Here is a 25,233-nt window from a genome sequence, read left to right as displayed (position 1 = left end):
CGCGCCGGCCGGCCCCGCACCGTCGTTCCCGTGCCGTCGTTCCAGTGCCGTCGTTCCCGCAGGGCTGTCCGGCCCGGGTCCGGTGGCCGGGCCGGCCTCCGCGCCGCTACTCGTAGCGGTAGAGCAGGGCCTCCCGCTCGGTCTGCTCGATCGCCTCGACGGTCAGCGAGGGGTCGGCGAGGTGCGCGAGCGTGACCTCGGCCGAACTCGGCTGGGCGTCCTTGGCGAGCCAGTTCTCCGGCTTCCACGCCGAGGCGCGCAGGAAGGACTTCGGGCAGTGCGCGAAGACCTCCTCGACGGCGACCACGATCGCACTGCGCGGCGGCTTGCCGACCGCCGTCAACTGCTCCAGCAGCCGCGGATCGGTGGAGACGCAGGCCCGCCCGTTGACCCGCAGGGTGGTGTCCCGGCCCGGCACGACGAACAGCAGCCCGACCCGGCCGGTCTGGACGATGTTGTGGAGGGTGTCGAGCCGCTTGTTGCCGGTCGCGTCGGGGATCGCCAGGGTGAACTCGTCGAGCACCGACACGAGTCCGGCCGGCCCGCCGCGCGGGGACACGTCACAGCGTCCGTCGGCGTCCGCACTGGCCAGGAGGACCAGTGAGGAGCAGGCGATCAACTGTCGGGCGACCTCGTGGATTCGGTCCACCTGCTTGCGGCGCGCGTGGTCCCCGGGCTGCTCGTAGATCTCCCGCAGCCCGGCCGGGTCACGGACGGAGGCGGCGGCGAGGGCCTCGAACAGGCCGGAGGGCCGGTCCGGCCCGGGGGTTGACGGAACGACGGACGCCGGTGTGCTGGTCATACCGATCAACGTAACCGAGCCCGCGCCGGGGCGGTCGGGTGCCGTCGGGAAATCTCGCCCGAATCCCTCCCCACCAGCGTTTTCGCGTCGATAATGGGGGCGGGGTCAGGACGCTTCGGGGCAGGTGGTCGCCGTGATCATCAGAATCTGGGCCGGGCAGGTCATGGCCGGGCACATCGAGGAGTTCTGCGAGGTGCTGACCAGCAAAGTGCTGCCACAGCTCGGGCGCACCGACGGCTGCCTCGGCGGCGAACTGCTGCGCTCCGTCACCGAGGGCGGGCACCGGGTGCTCGTGGTCAGCCGCTGGCGCGACGAGGCGTCGCTGCTCGGCTACGCGGGGCCGATGTGGCGGATCCGGCCGGTCTGGTCGGAGGGCGAGCTGCGCTACCTGGCCCACCCTCCGGAGGTCACCCACTTCACGCCGGTCCCCGCGCCCTGATCCGGGTGGCAGTGCCGTGCCCCGTTGCCCGGTCGGGCCCGGCGGCCAGGTAATTGGGCGGTTGAACAACAGCTATTGGTCGACTGACCAGCAGTACTGTTGGGCAATCGACCAATGCGGCGATCCACCAATTGGCCAACCGACCAATTGCACAATTGGGCAACAGAACAACAGATCGCCCGGGTCGGCCAATTGGACGGATGACCAATCAAGGTGATCGAGCAGACGCGCAACCGGCAATTGGTCAGCCGAACAACCGAACAACGGAACGGTCGAGTGGTCAGACGATCAGCGGAACGGCGTGCACCTCGTCCGCCGGATGCCCGGTGCGTTCGTGGATCCGCTGCACGGCCTCCTTCGACGGCGCCTCGGACAGGCAGTAGACGTGCCCGGACTCCGGATCGCCCCATGCCTGCTCGAAGGTCACACCCTCCTCGGCCTGGATCGCCAGGTCCGCCTGGTGCGCCATTCGCAACTGCTCCTCGGTGATGCCGGCCATCCCGTGGTGGACGTCCATGAACTTGGCCATAGCTCCCGCACCTCCCGCGGTCGCCCGCGACGGCGGGAGTCGCCGCCCCGGTACCACCAGCCTGCGCCCGACGCACCCCGAGCCGCCACCGGACGCCCGGACGGCCGCCTGGACGAGGCCCCGGACGGCACCCGGGTCGGCCCTTGTACGACGCCCCGGACGGCATCCGCGACGGCACCCGGGCAAGGCCCCGAGGCGCATCCCCGAAGCCCCGGGCGGCGCCCCGGAGCACAGCTCGTCCGACTGCACCGGACCCGCCCCCTCGACACGCCAGCCAACACGCCACCCAATACGCCACCGAACGCCCCCGGCTCCGCCCGACGGTGGCCCGCCGCCCGTCCCTCGCCGTCCATTCCCCGGCGCCGAGTGAAAGAGGCCACAGGGGACACCTCTCCCTGGCGCCGCGCGGATCATGGCAGAATGACGGCAGAAGTAGCAGTGACGTTCAGCGCACTCCGGGGTCGGTGAAAATCCGAACCGGCGGTTACAGTCCGCGACCCGTCCGCAGCCAGCGGCCGGTTGACCAGGTGAAATTCCTGGACCGACGGTTAAAGTCCGGATGGGAGGCGTGCGCGACGGACCAGTGAGCAGGGCCCGTGGTCCCCCGGTGGACCTCGGGAGGCGGTGTGCGGCGACGGACGGGGTTCCCCTCGTTCCGGCGCCCGGCTCGGCGGCAGCCCGGTGACGGGTCCCGTTGCCGTCCGGTGATCCGCCCACCCCCGTGCCCACGCCTGTCCGTGGCCCTTTCTCCCTTGTCGCACCCCGGAGTCCGCGCCCCAAGCGCGAGGAGAACCCGGGTGTTCACCGGCATCATCGAAGAGCTCGGCGAGGTCGTGTCGATCGAAGAGATCGGCGAATCCTCGCGAATCCGTCTGTGCGGCCCGGTGGTCTGCGAGGGCGCGCGGCACGGCGACTCCATCGCGGTCAATGGCGTCTGCCTGACCGTCGTCGACACTCCCGAGGAACTCGCCTCCGGCACCGGCGAGTTCAGCGCCGATGTGATGGCCGAGACGCTCCACCGTTCCAGCCTGGGCGAGTTGAAGCCGGGCGGGCGGGTCAACCTCGAACGCGCCATGGCGCTCGGTGCCCGGCTCGGTGGCCACCTGGTGCAGGGTCATGTCGACGCCACCGGACGGCTGTTGAGCCGTGAGCCGGGGGAGCGCGACGCGGCCGGCGAACTCCGCTGGGAGGTGCTGCGGTTCTCGCTGCCGGACTCGGTCTCGCGCTACCTGGTCGAGAAGGGCTCGATCACCGTCGACGGTGTCAGCCTCACCGTGGTCGAGGCCGCGCGCGACAGCTTCACCGTCAGCCTCATCCCGGCGACCCTCGCGCTGACCACCCTCGGCACCAGGGCCGTCGGCGAGAGCGTCAACCTGGAGGTCGACGTCCTCGCCAAGTACGTCGAACGGCTGCTGGAGGCCCGCACCCTGCCGTCACTGCCGTCACTGCCGTCCCTGCCGGACACCACCCCGGGGGAGCAGCGGTGAACTGGCTCAACGGCACCGTCCACCTGTTCGGCCAGGACGTCTACCGCTCCGACATCATCGGCAACCTGCTCGGCCTCGCCGCGCTCGCCCTCGGCTGGCAGCGGTCCCGGCTGACCTGGCCGGTCCAACTGCTCTCCGGCCTGGTCCTGGTCGGCGCGTACTGGAGCGCCCACCTCAGTGGCGGCGTCGGCAAGCAGATCGTGGTGATCGTGGCCGCCGTGTGGGGCTGGACCAGGTGGCAGCGCGGCGCGCGGGGCGAGGGCGACGTCGCCGTGCGCTTCGCCACCGGCCGTGAGCGCGCCCTGCTGGTCGGCGGCACCGCGCTCGGCACCCTGGCGGTCGGCGGGCTCTTCACCGCCGTCCCGCAACTGTCCTGGGACGCCTGGCCGGACGCCTACATCTTCGTCGGCACCCTGGCGGCGATGGTGGCCCAGGCCCGGGGGTGGGTCGAGTTCTGGTTCGCCTGGATCGCCGTCGACCTGGTCGGCGTGCCGCTCGCCTTCAACAACGGCCTGGTCTTCTCCGGCCTCACCTACTCCGTCTACTTCGTCCTGGTCCTGCTCGGCCTGCGCGCCTGGTGGCTTCGCGGCCGGACCGCGCACCCCGTGACCGACCCCGCCCTCCAGGGAGCCTCCGCATGACCGAGAACCCCGCCCCGCGTCCGGCCGAGCACCCCACCGCGGCCCCGGCCGCCCCCACCGCTTCCCCCACCGCGTCCCCGACCGAGCACCCCGTCCCTCACCCGGCCGGGAAGCCCGCCGGCGAGTTCGTCCTCGACCCGGTCGAGCGGGCCGTCGCCGACATCGCGCTCGGCCGCGCCGTGATCGTCGTCGACGACGAGGACCGCGAGAACGAGGGCGACATCGTCTTCGCCGCCTCCGCCGCCACCCCCGAGCTGATGGCCTTCACCGTCCGCTACAGCTCCGGCGTGATCTGCGCCCCGATGACCGGCGCCGAGCTGGACCGGCTCAAGCTGCCGCCGATGACCCAGGTCAACGAGGACCGCAAGGGCACCGCCTACGCCGTCTCGGTGGACGCCAGGGAAGGCGTGGACACCGGCATCTCGGCCGCCGACCGGGCCCGCACCGTTCGGCTGCTCGCCTCGCCCGGCACCGGCCCCGGTGACCTCGCCCGGCCGGGGCACGTCTTCCCGCTGCGCGCCGTCGAGGGCGGAGTGCTGGTCCGCCCCGGCCACACCGAGGCCGCGGTCGACCTGGCGCGGCTGGCCGGTCTGCCGCCGGCCGGCGCGATCGCCGAGGTGGTCAACGACGACGGCAGCATGGCCCGGCTCCCCGAACTGATGACCTTCGCCCGCGAGCACAACCTGGCGATCATCTCGATCGAGGACCTCATCGCCTACCGCCGCCGCACCGAGCTGCACGTCGACCGGGCCGCCGTCACCGCCCTGCCGACCGCGCACGGCGAGTTCACCGCGGTCGGCTACCGGGGCACCCTCGACGGCGTCGAGCACATCGCGCTGGTCGCCGGCGGGCTGGGCGCGGACGGCCGGCTCCCCGACGGCGAGGACGTCCTGGTCCGGGTCCACTCCGAGTGCCTGACCGGCGACGTGCTCGGCTCGCTGCGCTGCGACTGCGGCCCCCAGCTCCAGGCTTCGCTGCGGCGGGTCGCCGAGAGCGGCCGGGGCGTGGTGCTCTACCTGCGCGGCCACGAGGGCCGGGGCATCGGCCTGGCGCACAAGCTGCGCGCCTACGAGCTCCAGGAGCAGGGCCGGGACACCGTCGAGGCCAACCTCGACCTGGGCCTGCCCGCGGACGCCCGGGACTACAGCATCGGCGCCCAGATGCTCTGCGACCTCGGTGTCCGCTCGCTGACGCTGCTGACCAACAACCCCGACAAGCTCACCGCGCTCACCGAGCACGGGCTCAAGGTCAAGGGCCGCGAGCCGGTGGAGATCCCGGCCGGCGCGCACAACGAGCGCTACCTGCGGACCAAGCGCGACCGGATGGGCCACGACCTGCCCGGCCTCGACGGCTGACCCGTTCCGGCCCGGCCCGGCCCGTCCGTGCCCGGACCACCACCCCCTGTCCTACGCACCGACCCGAACCCCGCACCCAGAACCCCGCACCCAGAACCCCGCACCCCGAACCACCGAAAGGCACCGAACATGAGCGGCCACGGAGCCCCCGAGCTGACCATCGACAACGCCGCCGACCTCAAGGTCGCCGTGATCGCCGCCCAGTGGCACGAGCAGGTGATGAACGGCCTGCTCGACGGCGCCCACCGCGCCCTCAAGGAGCTGGGTGTCGCCGAGCCGACCGTCCTGCGCGTCCCCGGCACCTTCGAGCTGCCCGTGGCCGCCAAGCGCCTCGCCGGACGCGGCTACGACGCCGTGATCGCCCTCGGCGTGGTGATCCGCGGCGGCACTCCGCACTTCGACTACGTCTGCCAGGCCGCCACCGCGGGCCTCACCCAGGTCTCCGTGGACACCGGCGTCCCGGTCGGCTTCGGCGTGCTGACCTGTGACAACGAGCAGCAGGCGGTGGACCGCGCGGGCCTGCCCGGCTCGACCGAGGACAAGGGCCACGAGGCGGTCACCGCGGCGGTCGCGACCGCCCTCGCCCTGCGCGCGCTCTGAGCCTACGGGCGCCCGCCGGGCCCGGACCGTGGACGTCCAGCGGATTGTCCACGGTCCGGAACTGCTTACCACCCGCGACCCCGCACGCCGTATGGTGAGTCCCATCATGGCTTCGAAGACATTCGAGGAGCTCTTCACCGAGCTCCAGCAGAAGGCCGCCACCGGCGACCCCTCGTCCTCCCGTACCGCGCAGCTCGTCCAGCAGGGCGTCCATGCGATCGGCAAGAAGGTCGTCGAGGAGGCCGCCGAGGTCTGGATGGCCGCCGAGTTCCAGTCCGACGAGCAGACCGCCGAGGAGATCTCGCAACTCCTCTACCACCTTCAGGTGATGATGGTCGCCCGCGGGCTGACGCTCGACGACGTCTACAAGTACCTCTAGCAAGTACCTCCGGGCCACACCTCCGCCCGCACTCCGCCCGCACTTCTACGAGTACCGCTGGACCCTCCGGACCTCTGGACCGCCGGACCCTCGGGTCCACCCGGCCGCCCGGAACCCCACCCACACCGAACAGGTAAGGAACTGACCTCCATGCTGCGCATCGCCGTGCCCAACAAGGGTTCGCTCTCGGGTCCCGCGGCGGAGATGCTCCATGAGGCCGGCTACCGGCAGCGCAAGGACTCCAAGGAACTGGTGCTGGTCGACCCGGGCAACCAGGTCGAGTTCTTCTTCCTGCGTCCCCGCGACATCGCCGTCTACGTCGGCTCCGGCCGCCTGGACGTCGGGATCACCGGCCGCGACCTGCTGCTGGACTCGCACTCCAACGCCGAGGAGGTGCTCGCGCTCGGCTTCGCCGGCTCGACCTTCCGCTTCGCCCGCCCGGTCGGCGCGGCGGTCGAGGACGTCGCGGACCTGGAGGGCCTGCGGATCGCCACCTCCTACACCGGCCTGGTCGAGCAGCACCTGGCCGACCGCGGCGTGAAGGCCACCGTCACCAAGCTGGACGGCGCGGTGGAGACCGCGGTGCAGCTGGGTGTCGCCGATGTGATCGCCGACGTGGTGGAGACCGGCACCAGCCTGCGCAACGCGGGCCTGGAGGTGTTCGGCGAGCCGATCCTGATCTCCGACTCCGTGGTGATCCGCCCCAAGGGCGCCGGCGAGGACCCCCGCGTCGACCAGTTCCTGCGCCGGCTGCAGGGTGTGCTGGTGGCCCGCCGCTACGTGCTGATGGACTACGACATCCGCGCCGAGCAGGTCGGCGCCGCCGTCGCCCTGACCCCGGGGCTGGAGTCGCCGACCGTCTCCCCGCTGCACACCGAGGGCTGGGTGGCCGTCCGCTCCATGGTGCTCCGCAAGGAGGCCCAGCAGATCATGGACGACCTGTGGGCCATCGGCGCCCGCGCGATCCTGGTCACCAACATCCACGCCTGCCGCCTCTGAGCGGTTCCGGCGCCGCCTCCGAGCGGCTCCGGCATAAGCACCGGTTGAATGGGGTGGGGCCGCCGTCGGCGTCCCCACCCCGTTTCCGTTGTCCGACCCCGCTCGCCGTCCGACCGCCCGACCCTCGAACCACCCCGGAGCCCCTCGTGTCCACCCCCGCCGAGTTCCCCGTCACCTGGGCCCCGCGCCGCACCCGCGCCGTGCTGCTGCCGGTCTGCGCGCTGCTGGTCGTGCTGTTCGCCGTGATCGCGGTCGCCCTTCCGGCCAACTGGCAGCTCAACGACCGGATCATGATGGCGCTCAGCGGTGTGCTCTTCGCCTCGGTGGGCCTGATGCTGGCGCGGCCGCGGGTGAGCGCCGACGCCGAGGGCGTGACCGTGGTCAACTTCGTCCGCAGCCGTCGGCTGGCCTGGGCGGAGATCGTCGGCGTGAACTTCCGCCAGGGCGACCCGTGGGCCAGTCTCGACCTCGCCGACGGGACCTCGCTGGCGGCCGTCGGCATCCAGCCCGGAGTGGGCAGGAACCAGGCGATCGCCGACGCCCGCGCCCTTCGCGACCTGGTCGCGCGGCACGGCGGCTGACCCCCAGCGGCGGGCACCCGTCCGTGGACACCCGGAACCGGCGCCCGATGACCGGCCGGCAGAGCCGGCGCCCGATGACCGGCGCCCGATGACCGGCGCCCGGTGACCGGAATCCGACGCCCGGCCGCGCCCGAACGTGAATCCTACGGTCGCACGGGTATGGTCTACGCTGGCAAAAGCGGGGCAAAGGCATTGCCCTGCCCGAAATCGACCTGAGGAGTGACACTCCCCGTCCATGGACGATCCGTCCGGTAGTACCTGCGCCGCCCACCCTCCGACCGACGGACGGCAGGCGGCACTGTGATCACGGCCTGGCTGCTGCTTCTCGCGGCCCTCCTGCTCATCCTCGCCAACGGCCTCTTCGTGGCCGCCGAGTTCGCCTTCGTGACCGTGGAGCGCGGCGCCGTCGAGCGCGCCGCCGGGACCGGGGACGCCAAGGCCGGCCGGGTCTCCCGGGCCCTGCGCCACCTCTCCTTCGAACTCTCCGGCGCCCAGCTGGGCATCACCGTCACCTCGCTGGTGGTCGGCATGCTCGCCGAACCCGCGCTGTCGACCCTGCTGCAGCCCCTGTTCGGTGCCGTCGGCCTCTCCGACGGTGCCTCCCGCGGCGTCGCCGTGGTCCTCGGCATGCTGCTCGCCACCGTGGTCCAGATGGTGATCGGCGAGCTGGTCCCGAAGAACTGGGCGATCTCCCGGCCGCTCCAGGTGGCCCGCGCGGTCGCCGCCCCGCACATGGCGTTCTCCCGGGCCTGCCGCCCGCTGATCCGGGTCCTGAACGGCTCGGCCGACCGCACCGTGCGCGCCTTCGGCGTCGAGCCGCAGGAGGAGCTGGACCACGCCCGCACCCCGGCCGAACTGGTCTCGCTGGCCCGGCACTCCGCCCGGGCCGGCGCCATAGACGAGGAGTCGGCCACCCTGTTCGTGCGGACCCTCGGCCTCGGTGACCTCACCGCCGAGTCGGTGATGACCCCCCGTGTCGACGTCTCCGCGCTCCAGCGGGACGCCAGCGCCGCCGACGTCCTCAACCTCACCCGGGCCACCGGCCTGTCCCGCTTCCCGGTCTACACGGACACCCTGGACGAGGTCACCGGCACCGTCACCCTCAAGGACGCGCTCGCCGTCCCCGCCGCCCGGCGCGGGTCGGTCCGGGTCGGCGACCTCGCCGTCCCGCCGCTGCTGGTGCCCGAGTCCCTCCCCGCCGAGCGGCTGCTCGACCAGCTGCGGCGCCTCCAGCCGATGGCCATCGTGGTCGACGAGTACGGCGGCACCGCCGGCGTGGTCACGGTCGAGGACATCGTCGAGGAGATCGTCGGCGAGGTGCAGGACGAGCACGACCCGGCCGACCGCCCCGAACTGCTGCCGCTGCCGCCGGTCGACGGGCGGCCCGTCTGGGCGGCCGACGGCCGGGCCCGGCTCGACCAGTTGGAGGCCATCGGCCTGCACGCCCCGGAGGGCCCCTACGAGACCCTGGCCGGCCTGGTCACCGACCTGCTCGGCCGACTGCCCGCCCCCGGCGACCGGACCGAACTTCCCGGCTGGCTGTTCACCGTCGAGGCCGTGGACCGCCACCGCACCAGCCGGGTCCGGGTGGAACGCGCCTCCGGGCACGACGACCCCTACGACGACCCTTACGACGGCACCGAGAACGAGGACCGCACCCGATGACCGCGCTCCAACTGGCCGTCGCCCTCGTGCTCCTGCTCGGCAACGCCTTCTTCGTCGGCGCCGAGTTCGCCGTGGTCTCGGTCCGGCGCAGCCAGATCGAACCGCTCGCCGAGGCCGGCAACAAGCGCGCCCGCACCGTGCTGCACGCGCTGTCCAACGTCTCCGCGATGCTCGCCGCCGCCCAACTCGGCATCACCGTCTGCTCGCTGGGCCTGGGCGCGCTCGCCGAACCGACCATCGCCCATCTGCTGGAGGCGCCGTTCCACGCGCTCGGCGTCCCGGCCGGCCTGATGCACCCGCTCTCGTACGGGATCGCGCTGGCCGTCGTGGTCTACCTGCACATGGTGATGGGCGAGATGGTGCCCAAGAACATGGCCCTGGCCGGCCCGGAGAAGGCCGCGCTCTGGCTCGGCCCGCCGCTGGACCGGCTGGCCCGCTGGCTGGCCCCGGTGATCTCCTTCCTCAACGCCTTCGCCAACAGCGTGCTCGGGCTGTTCAAGGTCGAGGGCAAGGACGAGGTCGAGTCGGTCTTCACCACCGAGCAGCTGATCTACCTGCTCGCCGACTCGGGTGACGCCGGACTCCTGGCGAACGACCGCCGGGAGCGGCTTGAGGACGCCCTGGAGCTGGGCCGACGCCCGCTGACCGAGGTGCTGCTCACTCCCGAGGAGCTGGTCACCGTGGACACCAAGGTGACCGCCGCCCAGGTCGAGGAGCTGGCGCTGCGCACCGGCTTCTCGCGTTTCCCGGTCACCGACGGCGACCCGGCCGGTCATGGCTACCTGGGGTACCTGCACCTCAAGGACATCCTGGAGGTCGAGGACCCGTCGGTGCCCGTCCCGGCCCGGCTGTGGCGGCCGATCACCGTGCTCCGGGGCACCCTCCCGCTGGACGACGCGCTGGGCGCGATGCGCCGGGCCACCTGCCACCTCGCGGCGGTCCTCGACCAGGACGGGCGGACGCTCGGTGTGGTGATGCTGGAGGACGTGCTGGAGGAGCTGGTCGGAGAGGTGCACGACCCGGACCACCGCTCGGCCGCGTAGCCCGCAGAGGCCGAGGAGCCCGTACGGGTCGCCGCCGCGGCCCCGCGCACAACCCCGGAGGCCCCGGGAACCCCGGTTCCGACCGGGGTTCCCGGGGCCGCTTCGCTCTCGGCGATTCCGCTGTGAGCGTGCGGCGGTTCCCCTGCCGACCGTCCCCGGGCAGGGTGGTCGGCATGAGACTTCTCCTGCTGGGTGGGACGGAATTCGTGGGGCGGGCCGTCGCGGAGGCGGCGCTGGAGCGGGGCTGGGAGGTGACGGTCTTCCACCGGGGCACGCACGCGGCACCGGCGGGGGCGCGGGTCCTGCACGGGGACCGCACGGCCGAGGGCGGGCTCGCGGCCCTGGCCGAGGGGGAGTGGGACGCGGTGGTGGACACCTGGTCCGCCGCCCCGTCGGTGGTGCGCGACAGCGCCCGGCTGCTGGCCGACCGGGTCGGCCGCTACGCGTACGTCTCCAGCCGGTCGGTGTACGCGTACCCGACGCCGGCCGGCGCGGACGAGAGCGCGCCGCTGGTCGAGGGCTCGCCGGACGACGGTGAGATGCCCTACGCGGAGTCCAAGCGCGGCGGCGAGCTGGCGGCGCTGGACGCCTTCGGCGACCGGGCGCTGCTGGTCCGGGCCGGGCTGATCGTCGGACCGTACGAGAACATCGGCCGACTGCCGTGGTGGCTCGACCGGATCGCCCGCGGCGGCCCGGTGCTCGCCCCCGGCCCGCGCGATCTCGCCGTGCAGTTCATCGACGTCCGCGACCTCGCGACCTGGACCCTGGACGCGGTCGCGGCCGGCCTCGGCGGCCCCTACGACCTGGTCGGCCCGCGCGGACACAGCACCATGGGCGAGCTGCTGGAGGCGTGCGCGGCGGCCACCGGGGCCGAGCCCGAACTGCGCTGGACGGAGCCGGAGGTGATCGCCGAGGCCGGCATCGCCCCCTGGGTCCAGCTGCCGTTCTGGGTCCCGCCGGGCGAGCTGTACGACACCGTGCACGGCGCGGACGTGGGCAAGGCGCTGGCCGCCGGGCTGCGCTGCCGTCCCGCTGCGGAGACGGTCGCCGACACCTGGGCGTGGCTGCGGTCGATCGGCGGCGTCGCGCCGCGACGCCCGGACCGGCCGACCGTCGGCCTGGACCCGGCGCTGGAGGCCGCGGTGCTTTCCGGCTGACGGCCGCTCCCGCGGTCGGTCCGCGCCCCGCCCGGCTCCCGGCGCGCCCGATTCCTGGCGCGCCCCCGACGGGAGCGGGCTCGGGCGGGGCCCGGGCTCGGGCTCGGGCGGGACCAGGTCGCCCCGGCCTCAGCCCCGGCCGTCGATCAGCTCGCCGTACGCCTGCAACAGGTCCGGCAGCCGCAGGGTGGCGAGGTCCTCCCGGCCGGGAGGTTCGCGCAGCAGCGTGAGCCGCAGGTCGCGGTAGGCGCAGGACTTCTCGTACAGGGTGCGGATGAAGCGGCCGTTGCCGAGCTCGTCGATCCAGCCCTCGCGGACCACATGGGTGCAGATCGAGGCCAATTCCTCGGCCGCGTCCTCGTCCCAGCCGTCGCCGTCCTGCCCGGCGAGCGCGGCGCCGATCGCGGTCAGCTCGCCGGGGCGGTAGCTGGGGAAGTCGACCCGGGTGGTGAAGCGGGAGTTGAGCCCGGGGTTGGTGGCCAGCAGTCGGTTCATGCCCTCGGGGTAGCCGGCCAGGATCACCACCAGCCGGTCCCGGTTGTCCTCGGCCCGCTTCAGCAGCACCTGCAGTGCCTCGTCGCCGTACGCGTCGCCCTTGCTGTAGCCGGAGTTGGAGAGGCTGTACGCCTCGTCGATGAAGAGCACGCCGTCCAGCGCGGAGTCGATCAGCTCATTCGCCTTCACCGCCGTCTGGCCGAGGAACTCCCCGACCAGATCGGCGCGTTGGGCCTCCACCAGGTGGTCCCCGGTGAGCAGCCCGAGAGCGTGGAAGACCCGGCCGAGGATCCGGGCGACCGTGGTCTTGCCGGTGCCGGACGGGCCGGAGAAGACGAAGTGCCGCTTGGGGGGCTGGACCGGCAGCCCCTGCTCGGCGCGCAGCCGGGCCATCCGCAGCTGTGCCGAGAGTGCCCGCACCTGCCGCTTGACCGGCTCCAGGCCGACCATCCGGGCGAGTTCGGCCAGTGCGGCGTCCAACTCGGCCCGGTCGTCCTCGTGTTCGGACGCCGGGCTGGTGCTCGCCACCCGGGCCAGGGCGGTCTCGCCGCGTGCCGCCGCCGGGGCGGCGGGGGAGGCGGCGGCGGGCTGCGGGGCGGTCGAGCCGGAGCGTCCACCGGTGACCAGCGGCGGCGGTGCGCCCGCCCCACCGCCGGGCCTGTTCCCCGGACCGGTGCCCGGTCCGGCCGGGCTCGGCAGCGCCGGGTAGCCGTCGTCCGACTCGTCCTCGTCGGCCTGGACCGGCCCGCCCGGGGCCGGGCTCCCGAAGGGGTCCGACACCCCCGGGCCGCCGACCCCACCGGCCCCCGGCAGTTCCGATCCCGCCGTCCCGGCCGCCGACAGCTCGGACCCGGACAGGTCCGACCCGGCCGGCTCGGACCCCGACAGGTCCGACCCCGGCAGCTCCGACCCCGACAGGTCCGCGTCCGACAGTTCGAATCCCGACGGCTCGACACCCGCGAAGGCCGTCGCCGGCTCAGGCCCGGACTGTTCCGGCGCCGGCTCCGCCCCGAACTCCCCGCCGGCCCCGAACTCCCCGCCCGCGCCGAGCGCCTCGAAACCGGCCTGCTCCAGCACGGCCGCGTCGAGCAGCGCCGCGTCGATCGCGTCCTCCTCCGCGCGCCCCCCGTCCCGGCCGCCGACCCCGACACCGTCCAGCAGGGCGTCCGCGAGGCCGTCCTCCGCCGAGATCGCCGCCAGCCGGGCGGCGGTGTCCATGAACGCGGGGTCGGCCCGGTGCACGGCCCGGTACAGCGGCAGCGCGGCAGCGCTGCGCCCGGCGCCCTCGTAGGCGCGGGCCAGCCAGTATCTGAGCTCCTTGCGCTGCGGCTGCTCGGAGCGGCAGCGGGCGAGCGAGGCGGCCAGCGGCGGCTGGGCCTGCGCGCACATGTCCAGCCGGACCCGGGCCATCCCGGCGAACAGCCCGGCTTCGATGCCGAGCAGCGGGTCGTCGAGCAGCCGGTCGGTGTCCCGGATCAGCTGCTCCCAGTCCTTGAGCAGGTAGGAGCGGCAGGCGTGCAGGAAGCGCGCCGACGGGTCCTCGGCGGGGGCCGGGCACTGTTCCAGGGCCTGGTCCAGCTCGGTGAGGTGGCGCCCGTCCAGCCAGTGCGAGGCGTGCGCGAGCACGAGGTCCCGGGGGGTCTCCAGCACGGGCTGCACCCACCAGCCCAGCCAGTACCAGGAACTGAGGGGGCGTCCGTGCCGTCGGCGCTGCTCGCCGAACCGTATCTGGTGCCGGTACATCGCGAGCAGCGCGCCGGAGGTGTCGCTGCGCAGCGCGTGCAGGCCGAGCCAGGCGTCGGCCATGCCGGGGTCGAGCCGGACGGCGGCGCGGAACTCCTCCTCGGCGCGGGTGTAGGCCCCGGCCGTGTAGGCGTCCATGGCACGCAGCCAGGCGCGGTCGGCGAGCCGGTTCGGAGCCGGGCCGCCCGCGGTGTTGCTGTTGGAACTCTCCACTCAACGCCCCCCGCGATGTGGCTCGGGGCCCGGCCGGTGCGGCGGTGTGCGGACCCGCCGGTGGTCGTCTGCCCCCGGGGCGCATCTGCGCCTGCCTGGAATCGTACCGGCGCGGCGCTGATCCGGAAGGGTGTCGCGCGATGTCAAAAGCGATCGGGCGGAGGGCCGTTGAGGGGTGGCCGGCCCCGGGGCGGGGGAGTCGGACGGCACCCCCGGCTCACGGGGGAACAAGCCGGGGATGCCGGGTCCGAAGTTGCGGAATCAACAATTCCGCGAACGAGGGAGAACTTATTTCCTGGCGACGCCGCAGGTCAAGAGGGTTGTTGAAGGTTCACCGACGGTGCTCGGCGCGATCCGCCCGGTCACCCCGTCGACCACGGTTCCGGCGTGCGGGCGGCTCGGGTCCGCGGCGAAATGTGCCGATTCGGCGCGCGCCCAGCCGGCCCAGAACTCCGCCAGCCCCGGACCGTCCCGCTCCTCGCCCCGCCGCCGGGCCGCCACCGCGTCCAGCTCCATCCACACCAGCCGGGCCAGTAGCGGCCGCACCGCGCGCCGCCCGGCGCCGACGCCCTCGACCAGCACCACCGGCGCGAGCGGCACCGCGGCCGTCCCGGCGAACCGGCGCAGCGTCCAGTCGTACACCTCGTACTCCGCGTCCCGGCCCGCCGCCAGCGGCTCCAGCACCTGGCCGCGCAGCCGCCCCGTCCAGCCGAACGGCTCGTCGTGCGTCGCCAGGTCGTCCAGGTGCACCACCGGGGCGCCACCGAGCGCCGCCGACAGCCGGGCCGCGAAGGTGGTCTTGCCCGAGCCCGCGTGGCCGTCCACCGCGACCAACCGCACCGGACCGCAGGACGGCGGCAGCGCCCGCAGCTCGGCGGCGAGGGTGGCGAGGGCCGTCGGCGCCGCCGGGGCGGTCGGCGGGTCGGCGGGAGCCGGGGCGCCCGCGGGGCGGTCCGGCCCGGGCCGCGCGCCGGGCCCCCTTACCGGGGCGGCGGAAATCTCGGTAGAAGCCACAACGTCAACCCTACGGCGGACTCCGCACCGGTCCGGACAGTGTTCGAGTCCTCCCCGTGACGGCGGCGCCTTGATCGGGCATACTCGCATCGCCATGCCTGTGAACGGCCGTTCACCGCAATCCGGTGCCGCCCGGCCGAGGCTGCCACACCCCGTACGGGCCCGAACACACCCCGGGGCCCGGCACACGACCGAGGAGGCGACCAGCCGCCATGACCACCTCCCCCGCGAAGTCCGTGGACCGCCAGCTGCCCAGCGAGGAGGCCCGCGAGCTCCTGAGCCTCACCCGGGACCTCGTCCAGCGCGAGCTGAAGCCGCGCGCGGCGGAGGACGAGGCCGCCGGCCGCTTCCCGCGCGAGGTCTTTCGCACGCTCGGCGAGGCCGGCCTGCTCTCCCTCCCGTACGACGAGAAGTTCGGCGGCGGCGAGCAGCCGTACGAGGTCTACCTCCAGGTGCTGGAGGAGCTGGCGTCCGGCTGGCTGGCCGTCGGCCTCGGCGTCAGCGTGCACACCCTCTCCTGCCACGCGCTCGCCACCTTCGGCACCGACGAGCAGCGCGAGCGCTGGCTGCCCGGCATGCTCTCCGGCGAGCAGCTCGGCGCCTACTGCCTGTCCGAGCCGCAGTCCGGCTCCGACGCCGCCGCCCTGCGCACCCGGGCCGACCTGGACGGCGACGAGTACGTGGTCAGCGGCACCAAGGCGTGGATCACCCACGGCGGCCGGGCCGACTTCTACAGCGCCCTGGTGCGCACCGGCGAGGAGGGCGCCCGGGGCATCAGCTGCCTGCTGGTGCCGGGCACCCAGCCCGGTCTGTCGGCGGCCCCGCCGGAGCACAAGATGGGCATGAAGTCCTCGCCCACCGCGCAGCTGCACTTCGACGGCGCCCGGGTCTCCCGGGACCGGCTGGTCGGCAGCGAGGGCCAGGGCTTCCAGATCGCGCTCGCAGCGCTCGACTCCGGCCGGCTCGGCATCGCCGCCTGCGCGATCGGCGTCGCCCAGGCCGCCCTCGACACCGCCGTCGACTACGCGCGCGAGCGCCACCAGTTCGGCCGGCCGATCGCCGACTTCCAGGGCCTGTCCTTCCTGCTCGCCGACATGGCCACCCAGATCGAGGCCGGCCGTGCGCTCTACCTGTCCGCCGCCCGCCGCCGCGACGCCGGTCTGGCGTTCTCCAAGGAGGCGGCGATGGCGAAGCTGTTCTGCACCGACGCCGCGATGCGGGTGACCACCGACGCCGTCCAGGTGCTCGGCGGCTACGGCTACACCCAGGACTTCCCGGCCGAGCGCTACATGCGCGAGGCCAAGGTGCTGCAGATCGTCGAGGGCACCAACCAGATCCAGCGCCTGGTGATCGGCCGCCACCTCACCAAGGGCTGACCGGCCCGCCGCGGCGGCTCCCCGCCACTGTCGCCGCCCGCCGCGCCGCCTCCCGCCGCCGTACCCGCCGGCCGTGCCCGCCCCTCCGGCGGCGCCCGGTCGGCGCCCGGTCGGCGGCCGTCGGCGGCCCGCGGCGGGCACGCGAACGGCCCCCGCCGCCGCTCCGTACCGAGGAGCGGGGCCGGGGGCCGTTCTGCCGATCATCGGGGCCGACGCGCGATGCCCTGGCGCGCGGCAGGCGCTCAGCGCCGGGAGAATCGGCCGCGCTGCTCCGGAATGGCCGGTGCGGAACCCGAGCGCACCGGGCGGTGCACCATCGCGTGCGAGAACGGCTGGGTGCGCCAGTCGTGCTCGCCCGGCAGGGCGAGCAGCGCCGCCAGTCCGGCCGCGTCGGCGTCGTCGGCGCACTCCACCTCGGCCAGGTCGTCCGTCGGCGTGCCCGAACCCGGGCACAGGGTGGGGGAGAAGGGGTGCCAGGCCCGGGGCAGCACGGCGTGCTGCGGCAGCCGCTCCTCGTCGCCCACCAGGGCGATCGGACGCCGGCAGGACGGGCAGTCCACCCGGATGATCTCCCAGAGCTCGGCCTCCCCCGGATCCACCCCCGTCACGGCGTCGTAGGGGACCGCGAGATCCTCGCGGTCGGTCGTATCGTGGGCGTCGTCCGCGCCCGTCGGGCGCTGGTCGGTCACGCGCATGGTGATCCCCCTCGGATCGGGCCCGGTGTGGTCACCCGGGGCCACAACCAGCACTTCCCGCCGACGCGGACTCATAACCCTGCAGTTCGGCGCACTGTGATGCACCGGGTGTGTCCTTCGCCACATTCGTCCGGCATGTGCCCGTACGGCACCCCGGGGCGCGCCGGACGCCGCTCCGCGCCCCCCTCCCGGTCCCGCGTGCGCCCCCGGCCCGCCGCCGTCCGCGCCCCCCGCCGCCGCGATCCGCGCGCCCCCGAGAGGGTAGGTTTGCGCCTTGTGGAGGATCTAGACCAACGCATCGTCCGACTGCTCCTCCAGGACGGCCGGATGAGTTACACGGACCTGGGCAAGGCCACCGGCCTGTCCACCTCGGCGGTGCACCAGCGGGTGCGCCGCCTCGAACAGCGCGGGGTGATCCGCGGCTACACCGCGATCATCGACCCCGACGCCGTCGACCTCGCGCTCACAGCGTTCATCTCGGTCAAACCCTTCGACCCGAGCGCCCCGGACGACACCCCCGACCGGCTGTCCGACCTGCCCGAGATCGAGGCGTGCCACAGTGTCGCCGGCGAGGAGAACTACATCCTCAAGGTCCGCGTCGGCGCCCCCGGCGACCTGGAGGACCTGCTGGCCCGCATCCGCAGCGCCGCCGGCGTCTCCACCCGCACCACCGTCGTCCTGTCCACCCCCTACGAGGCCAGGCCCCCGAGGCTCTGACCGGCCTCCCGGGGGGTGCAGACTTGGCCCCATGACCGAACGCAACTCCCGGACCGTCCTGCTGCGCGGCGGCGCCGTCTACAGCCCCGCCGATCCCTTCGCCACCGCCATGCTCGTCGAGGGCGAGCACGTCGCCTGGGTCGGCAGCGACGGCGCCGCCGAGGCGTACGCGCGGACCGCCGACGAGATCGTCGAACTCGACGGCGCCCTGGTCACCCCGGCCTTCGTCGACGCCCACGCCCACGCCACCGCCACCGGACTGGCGCTCACCGGCCTCGACCTCACCGGCACCCCCTCGCTGGCCGCCGCCCTGGCCGCCGTCACCGCCTTCACCACCCGCGAACAGCCCGGCGGCGTCCTCATCGGCCACGGCTGGGACGAGACCGGCTGGCCCGAGGGCCGCCCGCCGACCCTCGCCGAACTGGACGCCGCGGCCGGCGGCGCCGCGGTCTACCTCTCCCGCACCGACGTGCACTCCGCGGTCGCCACCACCGCGCTGCGCGCCCTCACCGACGGCCTCGCCGACCGGCCCGGCTTCCACCCCGAGGGCCCGCTCACCCGCGACGCCCACCACGCCGTCCGCGCGACCGCGCTCGCCCGCCTCACCCCCGCCCAGCGCCGCCACGCCCAGCGCGCCGCCCTCGCCCGCGCCGCCGAACTCGGCATCGGCGCCCTGCACGAGTGCGCCGGTCCCGAGATCTCCTCCGAGCAGGACCTCACCGCCCTGCTGGAACTGGCCGCCGAGGGCGAGGGCCCCGAGGTGTTCGGCTACTGGGGCGAGCTCGCCGAGCGCGGCGGTGTCGACACCGCCCGCCGGCTCGGGGCCGTCGGCGCCGGCGGCGACCTCTTCGTCGACGGCGCCCTCGGCTCCCACACCGCCTGCCTGCACCACGACTACGCCGACGCCGCGCACACCGGCACCTCCTACCTGACCGCCGCCCAGGTCGCCGACCACGTCGCCGCCTGCACCGAGGCGGGCCTCCAGGCCGGCTTCCACGCCATCGGCGACGCCGCGGTCGCCGCCGTCCTCGACGGCGTCCGGGCGGCCGGCGACCGGGTCGGCGCCGACCGCGTCCGGGCCCTGCGCCACCGGGTCGAGCACGCCGAGGCCCTCGACGACAAGACCGTCGCCGCCTTCGCCGAACTCGGCCTCACCGCCTCCGTCCAGCCCGCCTTCGACGCCGCCTGGGGCGGCCCGGACGGCATGTACGTCCAGCGCCTCGGCGCCGAACGGGCCGCCGCGCTGAACCCGTTCGCCGCCCTGCTGCGCGCCGGCGTCCCGCTCGCCTTCGGCTCGGACGCCCCGGTCACCCCGCTCGACCCCTGGGGCACCGTCCGGGCCGCCGCCTTCCACCGCACCCCCGAGCACCGGATCTCGGTCCGGGCCGCGTTCACCGCCCACACCCGGGGTGGCTGGCGGGCGGTCGGCCGCGACCAGGACGGCGTGCTCGTCCCCGGCGCGGTCGCCAGTTACGCGGTCTGGGCCGCCACCGAGCTCGTCGTCCAGGCCCCGGACGACCGGGTGGCCGGCTGGTCCACCGACCCGCGCTCCGGCACCCCCGGCCTGCCCGACCTCACCCCGGGCCACCCGCTGCCCACCTGCCTGCGCACCGTGGTCCGGGGCCGCACCGTCCACCTGGCCGGGGCCGGGGCCCCGGACGCCGCGAAAAACGAATGATCGGCGCGGGCCGGCGGCCGGAGGTTGACCCCATGACCGACCAGCCGTTCATTCCCGCCGACTTCACCGTCCCCCGCGCGCTCGACACCGAGGGGTTCCGCCTGGAACCCCTCGGCGAGCAGCACAACGAGGCCGACCACGCCGCCTGGACCGGCAGCATCGCCCACATCCGCGCCACCTCCGGCTTCGGGCAGGGCACCTGGCCCCCGGCCGAGGGTATGGACCCCGACCACAACCTCGCCGACCTGCGCCGCCACGCCGCCGACTTCGAGGCCCGCCGGGGCTTCACCTACAGCGTGTTCGCCGTCCCCGGCGACGCCGTCGTCGGCTGCGTCTACGTCTACCCGGACCGCCAGCGGCCCGGCGTCGCCGCGGTCAGCTCCTGGGTCCGGGCCGACCGGGCCGGGCTGGACGCCCCGCTGCACCGCGCCGTCTCCGACTGGCTGGCCACCACCTGGCCGTTCGCCGAGGCGGCCTACGCCCCGCGCTGACCGGTCGCGGCGGTCCGCGCCCGCCGCCGTCCCCGCGCCTGCCCGCCGTCCCCGCGCCGACCGCGCGCCGACCGCGCCGATGGCGCCGTCCCCGCGCCGACCGGCCCCGCCGGGACGGCGCGAAGCGACCCTCAGCTCACGGCCGGGTGTCCGGACGGGGTACCTTCTTCGGACAGCGTCCGAACAGCCGTCCCCGTACACCACGGCGGGACGGCGTCGAGAGAGATGGTGCGACGGTGGTCATGCCCGTCACCCAGGAGCGGTCCGGTACCGCACCCGAAGCCCCCGACGAGGAACCCGGCCCGGGCCGGGGCGCCCGCGCCCTCGCCAGGATCCGGGCCGGCCTGCCCCGGACCGGGCTGGCCGCGCTCGCCGGGCTGCTGCTCGCACTGGCGTTCCCGCCGTTCGACCTGTGGCCGCTGTCGCTGCTCGGTGTCGCCGCGCTCTCCCTGCTCACCCGGGGCCGCACCGTCCGCCAGGCCGCCTGGACCGGCTTCGCCTTCGGCCTGCCGTTCTTCCTGATGCTGCTCAGCTGGCTGCGGGTGGTCGGCTGGGACGCCACCGTCGGCCTGTCCGTCATCGAGGCGCTCTTCCTGGCCGCCCTGGGCTCCGGCCTCGCCCTCAGCTCCCGGCTGCCCGGCTGGCCGCTCTGGGGCGCCTGCCTGTGGATCACCCAGGAGTGGGCCCGCGACCGGCTGCCGCTCGGCGGCTTCCCCTGGGGCCGGCTGGCGTTCGCCAACACCGCCACCCCCTTCACTCCGCTGGCCGCACTCGGCGGCGCCCCGCTGGTGACCTTCGCCGTCGCCCTGTCCGGCACCCTGCTGGCCTGGGCCGCCGTCCGGGCCGCCGGCCGCGGCACCGACCGCCGCCCGGTCGCGGCCGCGCTGGGCGCGCTCGGCGCCGTCGCCACCATGCTGGCCGGGTTCCTGGTGCCGGTGCCCACCGCGGCCGCCGACACCGTCAAGGTCGCCGTCATCCAGGGCAACGTGCCCAACCCCGGCATGGACTTCCTCGGCCGCCCGATGATGGTCCTCAACAACCACGCCTCCGCCACCGAGAAGCTCGCGGACGACATCAAGGCGGGGCGGGCCGAGAAGCCGGACATCGTGATCTGGCCGGAGAACTCCTCCGACCTCGACCCGTTCTCCGACCCGGCGGCCTACCGGCGGATCGACCAGGCCGTCCGCGCGATCGGGGTGCCCACCCTGGTCGGCACCCTGGTCGACGGCCCCGACGAGCAGCACGTGCAGAACGAGGGCATCGTCTGGGACCCGAGGACCGGACCCGGCGCCTCCTACACCAAGCAGCACCCGGTGCCGTTCGGCGAGTACGTGCCCTTCCGCGACCAGCTGTCCAAGGTCATCACCCGGCTCCAGCGGGTCGCCCGCGACTTCTACCCCGGTGACCACAACGGCGTCATGCAGCTCGGCCCGGCCCGGATCGGCGACGTCATCTGCTTCGAGGTCGCCTACGACGAGATCGTCCGCGACACCGTCGACCAGGGCGCCCGGATCCTCGTCGTGCAGACCAACAACGCCACCTACGCCAGGACCGGGCAGCCGGAGCAGCAGCTCGCGATGAGCCGGCTGCGCGCCGTCGAGCACGGCCGCGCGGTGCTGATCGCCGCCACCAGCGGCATCAGCGCGGTGATCGCCCCGGACGGCACCGTCGTCCAGCGCACCGAGGAGCTGACCGCCGCCGAGCTGTCCGCGACCGTCCCGCTGCGCGACGGCACCACCGTCGCCGACCGGGTCGGCGCCGCCCCCGAGTGGACGCTCGCGGTGGCGGGCCTGCTGGCCTGCGCCGGGGGCGTGCTGCTGGCCCGCCGCCGCCGTGCGACGGTCCCCGCGGACGCCGCCGCCCCCGCCCCCGGCGGCGGGACCGCCCCGGGCGAGTGACCCGGTGTTCCACCGGGCCCGGGCCCGGTGGAACACCGGCCGCCGGCCGACCGTTGGACCAGGTGGTGCCGTAGCCGGCCCGGACCTCCCGTGCGGCGCGCAGAGCACCGCCTGGAGTGGATTCGTACCGTGACCCGGCAAGACACCCCCACCCGTCCGGCCCCGCGCTCGAAGCTGCGGCGCGCGCTGCCGCTGCTCGTGACCGCCTGGCTGGTACTGGAGATCTGGCTGCTGGTGCAGGTGGGCTCCTGGCTGGGCGGCCTCACCGTGGTGCTGCTGCTGATCGCGGGCGCGCTGATCGGCGGCTCGCTGATCAAGCGGGCCGGCGCGCGCGCCCTGTCGGCGGCCTTCGAGCAGACCCGCGACCCGAAGCCCGAGCAGCCGCAGACCGGGACCAGCCTGACCGTGCTCGCGGGCCTGCTGCTGATCCTGCCCGGCTTCCTCTCGGACGGGCTGGCGCTGACCCTGCTGTTCCCGCCGACCCGCGCGCTGTGGCGGGCGGCCGGGCGCCGGGCCGCCGACAAGGTGCTGCGCTCCACCGCGACCGCGGGCGCCGACCCGCTGGCGGAGGCGATGCGGCTGCAGGAGCAGCTGCGGATCCACCGCCCGGACGGCAAGGTGATCCAGGGCGAGGTGGTGGAGCCGGGCGCCGGCCCGGCGGCCGGACCGCAGGGCCCGGACACCGGCTACCGTCCGCCCCTCAACGGCTGACCCGGTCCGCGACGCGCGGGCCGGACACCCGCGGCGCGGGCCGGATGCCCGAAGGGCCGGCCCGGTCCGCGCCGGCGAGCCCCTCGGCGGTCCGCTCCCGGTACGGAGCGGGCCGGGAGCGGCAACGCGAAAGGGACCCTGGTGACCAGGGTCCCTTTTCGCTTGCCCCCGCCGAGCGGCGGGAGCGGGTCAGGCGCTCTTGCGGGTGTCCCGCGGGTGTACCGCGAGGTTCATCCCACCGGAGCGGAGCACGGCCAGCCGTTCGGCCAGCACCTCCTCCAACTCCTCACGGGTCCGGCGCTCCATCAGCATGTCCCAATGGGTACGCGTCGGCTTGGTCTTCTTCTCCTCGGGCTCGTCACCGTCGAGGAGTACCGCCTCCTGGCCGCAGAAGCGGCATTCCCAGGCGGAGGGGATCTCGGCCTCGACCGAGAAAGGAACCTCGAATCGGTGTCCGTTCTGACATGCGTACTCGACGGTCTGGCGGGGAGCCAGATCGATACCACGGTCGGTCTCGTAGCTAGTGGCCCCGAGTCGCGTGCCGCGGAGAGCTCGCTCGCTCATGAATCGTGCCTCCCGGGCTTATGGCCCACAGGACTAGTGGTCGCTGTTCTTCGTCGTTCGGTCAACGCTCGGCTTCCGACGAAGATTCCCGTCCCGGGACATGCGTCGTCTGTTGTGCCGTCCCTGTTTGTACCCACCGGCGCCCGATTTGTCACATCTGGCCGGTGATATCACCCCAGGTGTCACCTATTTCACACCTGGCGATCGGTCGGCCTTTCCCGGACGAGCCTACCGGGCCGGGATTCGACGGCCGGAGCCGCCCCTCCCCTTCGGATGCCTGGCGGCGAGGTCAGGCGAGTGGGCGGAAGCGTAGCGCGGCCGGGCCCTTGGCGAGGTCCACCCCGGCGTGCGCGGCGGGGTCGAGCTCCACCGACACCGTCGCCGGGCCGTCCGGGTGCACCGGCAGCGGCTGCGCCGACGGGGCCGCCGCGGGTGCCTCGGTGCGGGTGTCGCGGTGCGGCAGCAGGGCGATCACGGCGTCCCGCAGCGCGGCCGGCGCGTCCTCGTCCAGGGGGTCGACGGTGGCCGGCAGCTGGAGCCGGACCGGGGCGCCGGTGCCGATCCGGGCGTAGCCGCGCCCGGCCGGGGCGTGCGCGGCGGGCACGATGTCCAGCGGCACCCCGAGGGCGGCGTGGCTCTCCTCGGGGCCGGCCGGGCCGAGCACCACCCGGGCCCGGGCCGTGGCCCGGACGCTCGGGGAGATCCGGTCCCGGGCCTCGATGTCGTCGGCGACGACCACGGTGACCCGGGCGGCCCGGCCGTGCCGCAGCGGCAGCTCCAGCAGGTCCTGCGGGTCCGGCCGGCCCTCGGCGTGGGCCAGCTCGGTCAACTCGGTCGGGTGGTCGAGGAGCAGCCACAGCGGCCGGGTGACGTCCGCGGGCGGCGCGGTGCCGGCGTGCCGGGCGGCGTTCAGCGCGGTGAGCCGGCGTTCGGTCTCCTTGGCCGCCCAGTGCAGCGCGGCCAGCGCGCCGTGCAGGCTGGTCTCCACGGTGTGCACGCCGGGCCGGTTGACCAGGCAGGCGTGCTCGCCGGTGCCGGCGCCGTCGATCACCATCAGGTCGGCGTACGGGAGGACCTGGAGGGCGATCGAGCGGATCAGGCTGGAGGTGCCGTAGCCGCTGACGCCGAGCGCCAGCAGGTGCGGCTCGGCGGAGCGCGGGCCGGTGCGCCAGACCACCGGCGGCTGCTGGGCGGGCACGCCGCCCTGCTGGACCGGGATGGTCCGGGCGCTGCCGTCCTCGTCGGTGAAGCCGAGCACGATCTCGCCCGGCGCGGCCACGAAGCGCTGGGCGGCGATGTCGGTGGGCAGCGGCGCCAGGGCGGCGATCCGCAGCCGGTTGGTCTCCTCGTCCCAGTCGAAGCGGTACTCCCGGGCCCGGCCGGCCTTGCCCTGGACGACCTGCTCGATCCGGGCCCGGGCGCCCGGTTCGGTGTCGGTGAAGTACGCGGGGTAGGCGATCTCCAGTCGGGAGAGCCGGCCCTCGGCGTCGAACTCCCACCCGGTGAAGACGTTCTTCCAGCTGCCCTCGTGGTGGTAGAGCGGGACGAGCTCGTCCGGTCCGGCCAGGTACGGGGTGAGCGCCGCGTACAGGGCGGTGAGCTTGACCTCGGCGACGTCCGGCTCGGGCGGGGCCGGCGGGGCCTTGGGCGCGCGCCCGGCCCAGGCGGCGCTGGCCATCAGCGCGACCAGGGCGAACAGCAGGCCGTGCGGCAGCAGGAAGACGCCGACCAGCATCGCGGCGACCAGGAAGACGGTCGGCCCGCGCCGCTCCTTCGGGGTGGCCTGCCACCGCCCCTTGGCCCAGCCGACGTGGTGGCGCAGCCCCCGGCCGACGACGGTGAGCGGCGCGAACATGTCGGAGGCGTGGTCGCCGGCGGTGCGGGCGAGGTCGCGGCCCTTGCTGAGGTGGTGGCGGTTGAGCGGCATTCCTGGCTCCCCGGGCGAGTGGGACGGTCGGGTG

General features: G+C 74.4%; 24 protein-coding genes and 1 riboswitch. Of the genes, 17 read left to right on the top strand and 7 right to left on the bottom strand.

The annotated features are described in order from the left end of the window. Window positions 1-106: 106 nt before the first annotated feature. Window positions 107-802, bottom strand: coding sequence for an MSMEG_1061 family FMN-dependent PPOX-type flavoprotein (locus ACIQ9P_RS31360; protein WP_402363681.1), 696 nt, complete (start codon window positions 800-802; stop codon window positions 107-109). A 133-nt stretch (window positions 803-935) separates the two neighbouring features. On the opposite strand from ACIQ9P_RS31360, the gene ACIQ9P_RS31355 reads away from it, so the two are divergent. Next, window positions 936-1,241, top strand: a complete 306-nt coding sequence (locus tag ACIQ9P_RS31355) for an antibiotic biosynthesis monooxygenase family protein (RefSeq protein ID WP_402363678.1) — start codon at window positions 936-938, stop codon at window positions 1,239-1,241. 280 nt (window positions 1,242-1,521) lie between these two features. Here ACIQ9P_RS31355 and ACIQ9P_RS31350 read toward each other — a convergent pair whose 3' ends face one another. Then, window positions 1,522-1,770 carry an SCO4226 family nickel-binding protein gene (locus ACIQ9P_RS31350; RefSeq protein WP_402363675.1) on the bottom strand — a complete coding sequence of 83 codons (249 nt, stop codon included), beginning with the start codon at window positions 1,768-1,770 and terminating at the stop codon, window positions 1,522-1,524. A 447-nt stretch (window positions 1,771-2,217) separates the two neighbouring features. Then, a riboswitch (FMN riboswitch) is annotated at window positions 2,218-2,345 on the top strand. Window positions 2,346-2,567: 222 nt separating this feature from the next. On the opposite strand from ACIQ9P_RS31350, the gene ACIQ9P_RS31345 reads away from it, so the two are divergent. From ACIQ9P_RS31345 to ACIQ9P_RS31300, 10 genes are all read left to right on the top strand, one after another. Further along, window positions 2,568-3,257 (top strand): riboflavin synthase, encoded by a 690-nt coding sequence (locus ACIQ9P_RS31345; RefSeq protein ID WP_402363672.1) that lies wholly within the window; start codon window positions 2,568-2,570, stop codon window positions 3,255-3,257. Continuing rightward, complete coding sequence (locus ACIQ9P_RS31340; RefSeq protein ID WP_402363669.1) at window positions 3,254-3,898, top strand: nicotinamide riboside transporter PnuC; 645 nt, start codon at window positions 3,254-3,256, stop codon at window positions 3,896-3,898. Before ACIQ9P_RS31345 ends, ACIQ9P_RS31340 begins: the two co-directional genes overlap by 4 nt. Then, window positions 3,895-5,253 carry a bifunctional 3,4-dihydroxy-2-butanone-4-phosphate synthase/GTP cyclohydrolase II gene (locus ACIQ9P_RS31335; protein ID WP_402363666.1) on the top strand — a complete coding sequence of 453 codons (1,359 nt, stop codon included), beginning with the start codon at window positions 3,895-3,897 and terminating at the stop codon, window positions 5,251-5,253. The genes ACIQ9P_RS31340 and ACIQ9P_RS31335 overlap by 4 nt, the downstream gene beginning before the upstream one ends. Before the next feature lie 129 nt (window positions 5,254-5,382). Then, window positions 5,383-5,853, top strand: a complete 471-nt coding sequence (gene ribH, locus ACIQ9P_RS31330) for a 6,7-dimethyl-8-ribityllumazine synthase (RefSeq protein ID WP_402363663.1) — start codon at window positions 5,383-5,385, stop codon at window positions 5,851-5,853. Between the two features lie 106 nt (window positions 5,854-5,959). Beyond that, entirely contained in the window at window positions 5,960-6,232 is a 273-nt protein-coding gene (locus ACIQ9P_RS31325; protein WP_030306151.1) for a phosphoribosyl-ATP diphosphatase, read from the top strand. A gap of 150 nt (window positions 6,233-6,382) precedes the next feature. Further along, window positions 6,383-7,231, top strand: coding sequence for an ATP phosphoribosyltransferase (gene hisG, locus ACIQ9P_RS31320; RefSeq protein ID WP_266275875.1), 849 nt, complete (start codon window positions 6,383-6,385; stop codon window positions 7,229-7,231). Between the two features lie 146 nt (window positions 7,232-7,377). Further along, a complete protein-coding gene (locus ACIQ9P_RS31315) occupies window positions 7,378-7,812 on the top strand; it encodes a PH domain-containing protein (RefSeq protein ID WP_402363658.1) in 435 nt (144 codons plus the stop codon). Window positions 7,813-8,112: 300 nt separating this feature from the next. After that, window positions 8,113-9,477, top strand: a complete 1,365-nt coding sequence (locus tag ACIQ9P_RS31310; RefSeq protein ID WP_402363655.1) for a hemolysin family protein — start codon at window positions 8,113-8,115, stop codon at window positions 9,475-9,477. Next, window positions 9,474-10,520, top strand: coding sequence for a hemolysin family protein (locus ACIQ9P_RS31305; protein ID WP_402363652.1), 1,047 nt, complete (start codon window positions 9,474-9,476; stop codon window positions 10,518-10,520). The genes ACIQ9P_RS31310 and ACIQ9P_RS31305 overlap by 4 nt, the downstream gene beginning before the upstream one ends. A gap of 173 nt (window positions 10,521-10,693) precedes the next feature. Next, a complete protein-coding gene (locus ACIQ9P_RS31300) occupies window positions 10,694-11,677 on the top strand; it encodes an NAD-dependent epimerase/dehydratase family protein (protein WP_402363649.1) in 984 nt (327 codons plus the stop codon). Window positions 11,678-11,806: 129 nt separating this feature from the next. Here the strand turns inward: ACIQ9P_RS31300 and ACIQ9P_RS31295 are convergent, their stop codons facing one another. Then, window positions 11,807-14,128, bottom strand: a complete 2,322-nt coding sequence (locus ACIQ9P_RS31295) for an AAA family ATPase (protein ID WP_402363646.1) — start codon at window positions 14,126-14,128, stop codon at window positions 11,807-11,809. A 288-nt stretch (window positions 14,129-14,416) separates the two neighbouring features. Then, the gene (locus ACIQ9P_RS31290) at window positions 14,417-14,998 is read right to left on the bottom strand and encodes a uridine kinase (protein ID WP_402363904.1); all 582 of its coding nucleotides are present in this window, start codon (window positions 14,996-14,998) and stop codon (window positions 14,417-14,419) included. A 356-nt stretch (window positions 14,999-15,354) separates the two neighbouring features. Between ACIQ9P_RS31290 and ACIQ9P_RS31285 the strand changes: the two genes are divergently transcribed. Continuing rightward, window positions 15,355-16,518, top strand: coding sequence for an acyl-CoA dehydrogenase family protein (locus ACIQ9P_RS31285; RefSeq protein WP_402363643.1), 1,164 nt, complete (start codon window positions 15,355-15,357; stop codon window positions 16,516-16,518). A gap of 242 nt (window positions 16,519-16,760) precedes the next feature. Here the strand turns inward: ACIQ9P_RS31285 and ACIQ9P_RS31280 are convergent, their stop codons facing one another. Continuing rightward, a complete protein-coding gene (locus tag ACIQ9P_RS31280) occupies window positions 16,761-17,213 on the bottom strand; it encodes a hypothetical protein (protein WP_402363640.1) in 453 nt (150 codons plus the stop codon). A gap of 276 nt (window positions 17,214-17,489) precedes the next feature. Between ACIQ9P_RS31280 and ACIQ9P_RS31275 the strand changes: the two genes are divergently transcribed. From ACIQ9P_RS31275 to fxsA, 5 genes are all read left to right on the top strand, one after another. Continuing rightward, window positions 17,490-17,930, top strand: coding sequence for an Lrp/AsnC family transcriptional regulator (locus ACIQ9P_RS31275; RefSeq protein ID WP_402363637.1), 441 nt, complete (start codon window positions 17,490-17,492; stop codon window positions 17,928-17,930). Window positions 17,931-17,961: 31 nt separating this feature from the next. Further along, entirely contained in the window at window positions 17,962-19,608 is a 1,647-nt protein-coding gene (locus ACIQ9P_RS31270; RefSeq protein ID WP_402363634.1) for an amidohydrolase, read from the top strand. A 32-nt stretch (window positions 19,609-19,640) separates the two neighbouring features. Further along, the gene (locus ACIQ9P_RS31265) at window positions 19,641-20,099 is read left to right on the top strand and encodes an N-acetyltransferase (protein WP_402363632.1); all 459 of its coding nucleotides are present in this window, start codon (window positions 19,641-19,643) and stop codon (window positions 20,097-20,099) included. Between the two features lie 242 nt (window positions 20,100-20,341). Continuing rightward, window positions 20,342-21,997 (top strand): apolipoprotein N-acyltransferase, encoded by a 1,656-nt coding sequence (lnt, locus tag ACIQ9P_RS31260; RefSeq protein WP_402363629.1) that lies wholly within the window; start codon window positions 20,342-20,344, stop codon window positions 21,995-21,997. Window positions 21,998-22,126: 129 nt separating this feature from the next. Further along, complete coding sequence (fxsA, locus tag ACIQ9P_RS31255) at window positions 22,127-22,708, top strand: FxsA family membrane protein (protein ID WP_402363626.1); 582 nt, start codon at window positions 22,127-22,129, stop codon at window positions 22,706-22,708. 189 nt (window positions 22,709-22,897) lie between these two features. Here fxsA and ACIQ9P_RS31250 read toward each other — a convergent pair whose 3' ends face one another. Both ACIQ9P_RS31250 and ACIQ9P_RS31245 read right to left on the bottom strand, forming a co-directional pair. Beyond that, window positions 22,898-23,272 carry an RNA polymerase-binding protein RbpA gene (locus ACIQ9P_RS31250; RefSeq protein ID WP_030396357.1) on the bottom strand — a complete coding sequence of 125 codons (375 nt, stop codon included), beginning with the start codon at window positions 23,270-23,272 and terminating at the stop codon, window positions 22,898-22,900. 289 nt (window positions 23,273-23,561) lie between these two features. Beyond that, window positions 23,562-25,199 carry a hypothetical protein gene (locus ACIQ9P_RS31245; protein ID WP_402363623.1) on the bottom strand — a complete coding sequence of 546 codons (1,638 nt, stop codon included), beginning with the start codon at window positions 25,197-25,199 and terminating at the stop codon, window positions 23,562-23,564. Window positions 25,200-25,233: the final 34 nt, after the last annotated feature.

Source organism: Kitasatospora sp. NPDC094019 (genome assembly GCF_044764505.1).
In the GTDB taxonomy this organism is placed as follows: Bacteria; Actinomycetota; Actinomycetes; order Streptomycetales; family Streptomycetaceae; genus Kitasatospora.
This window is presented reverse-complemented; position numbering and strand designations above follow the sequence as displayed.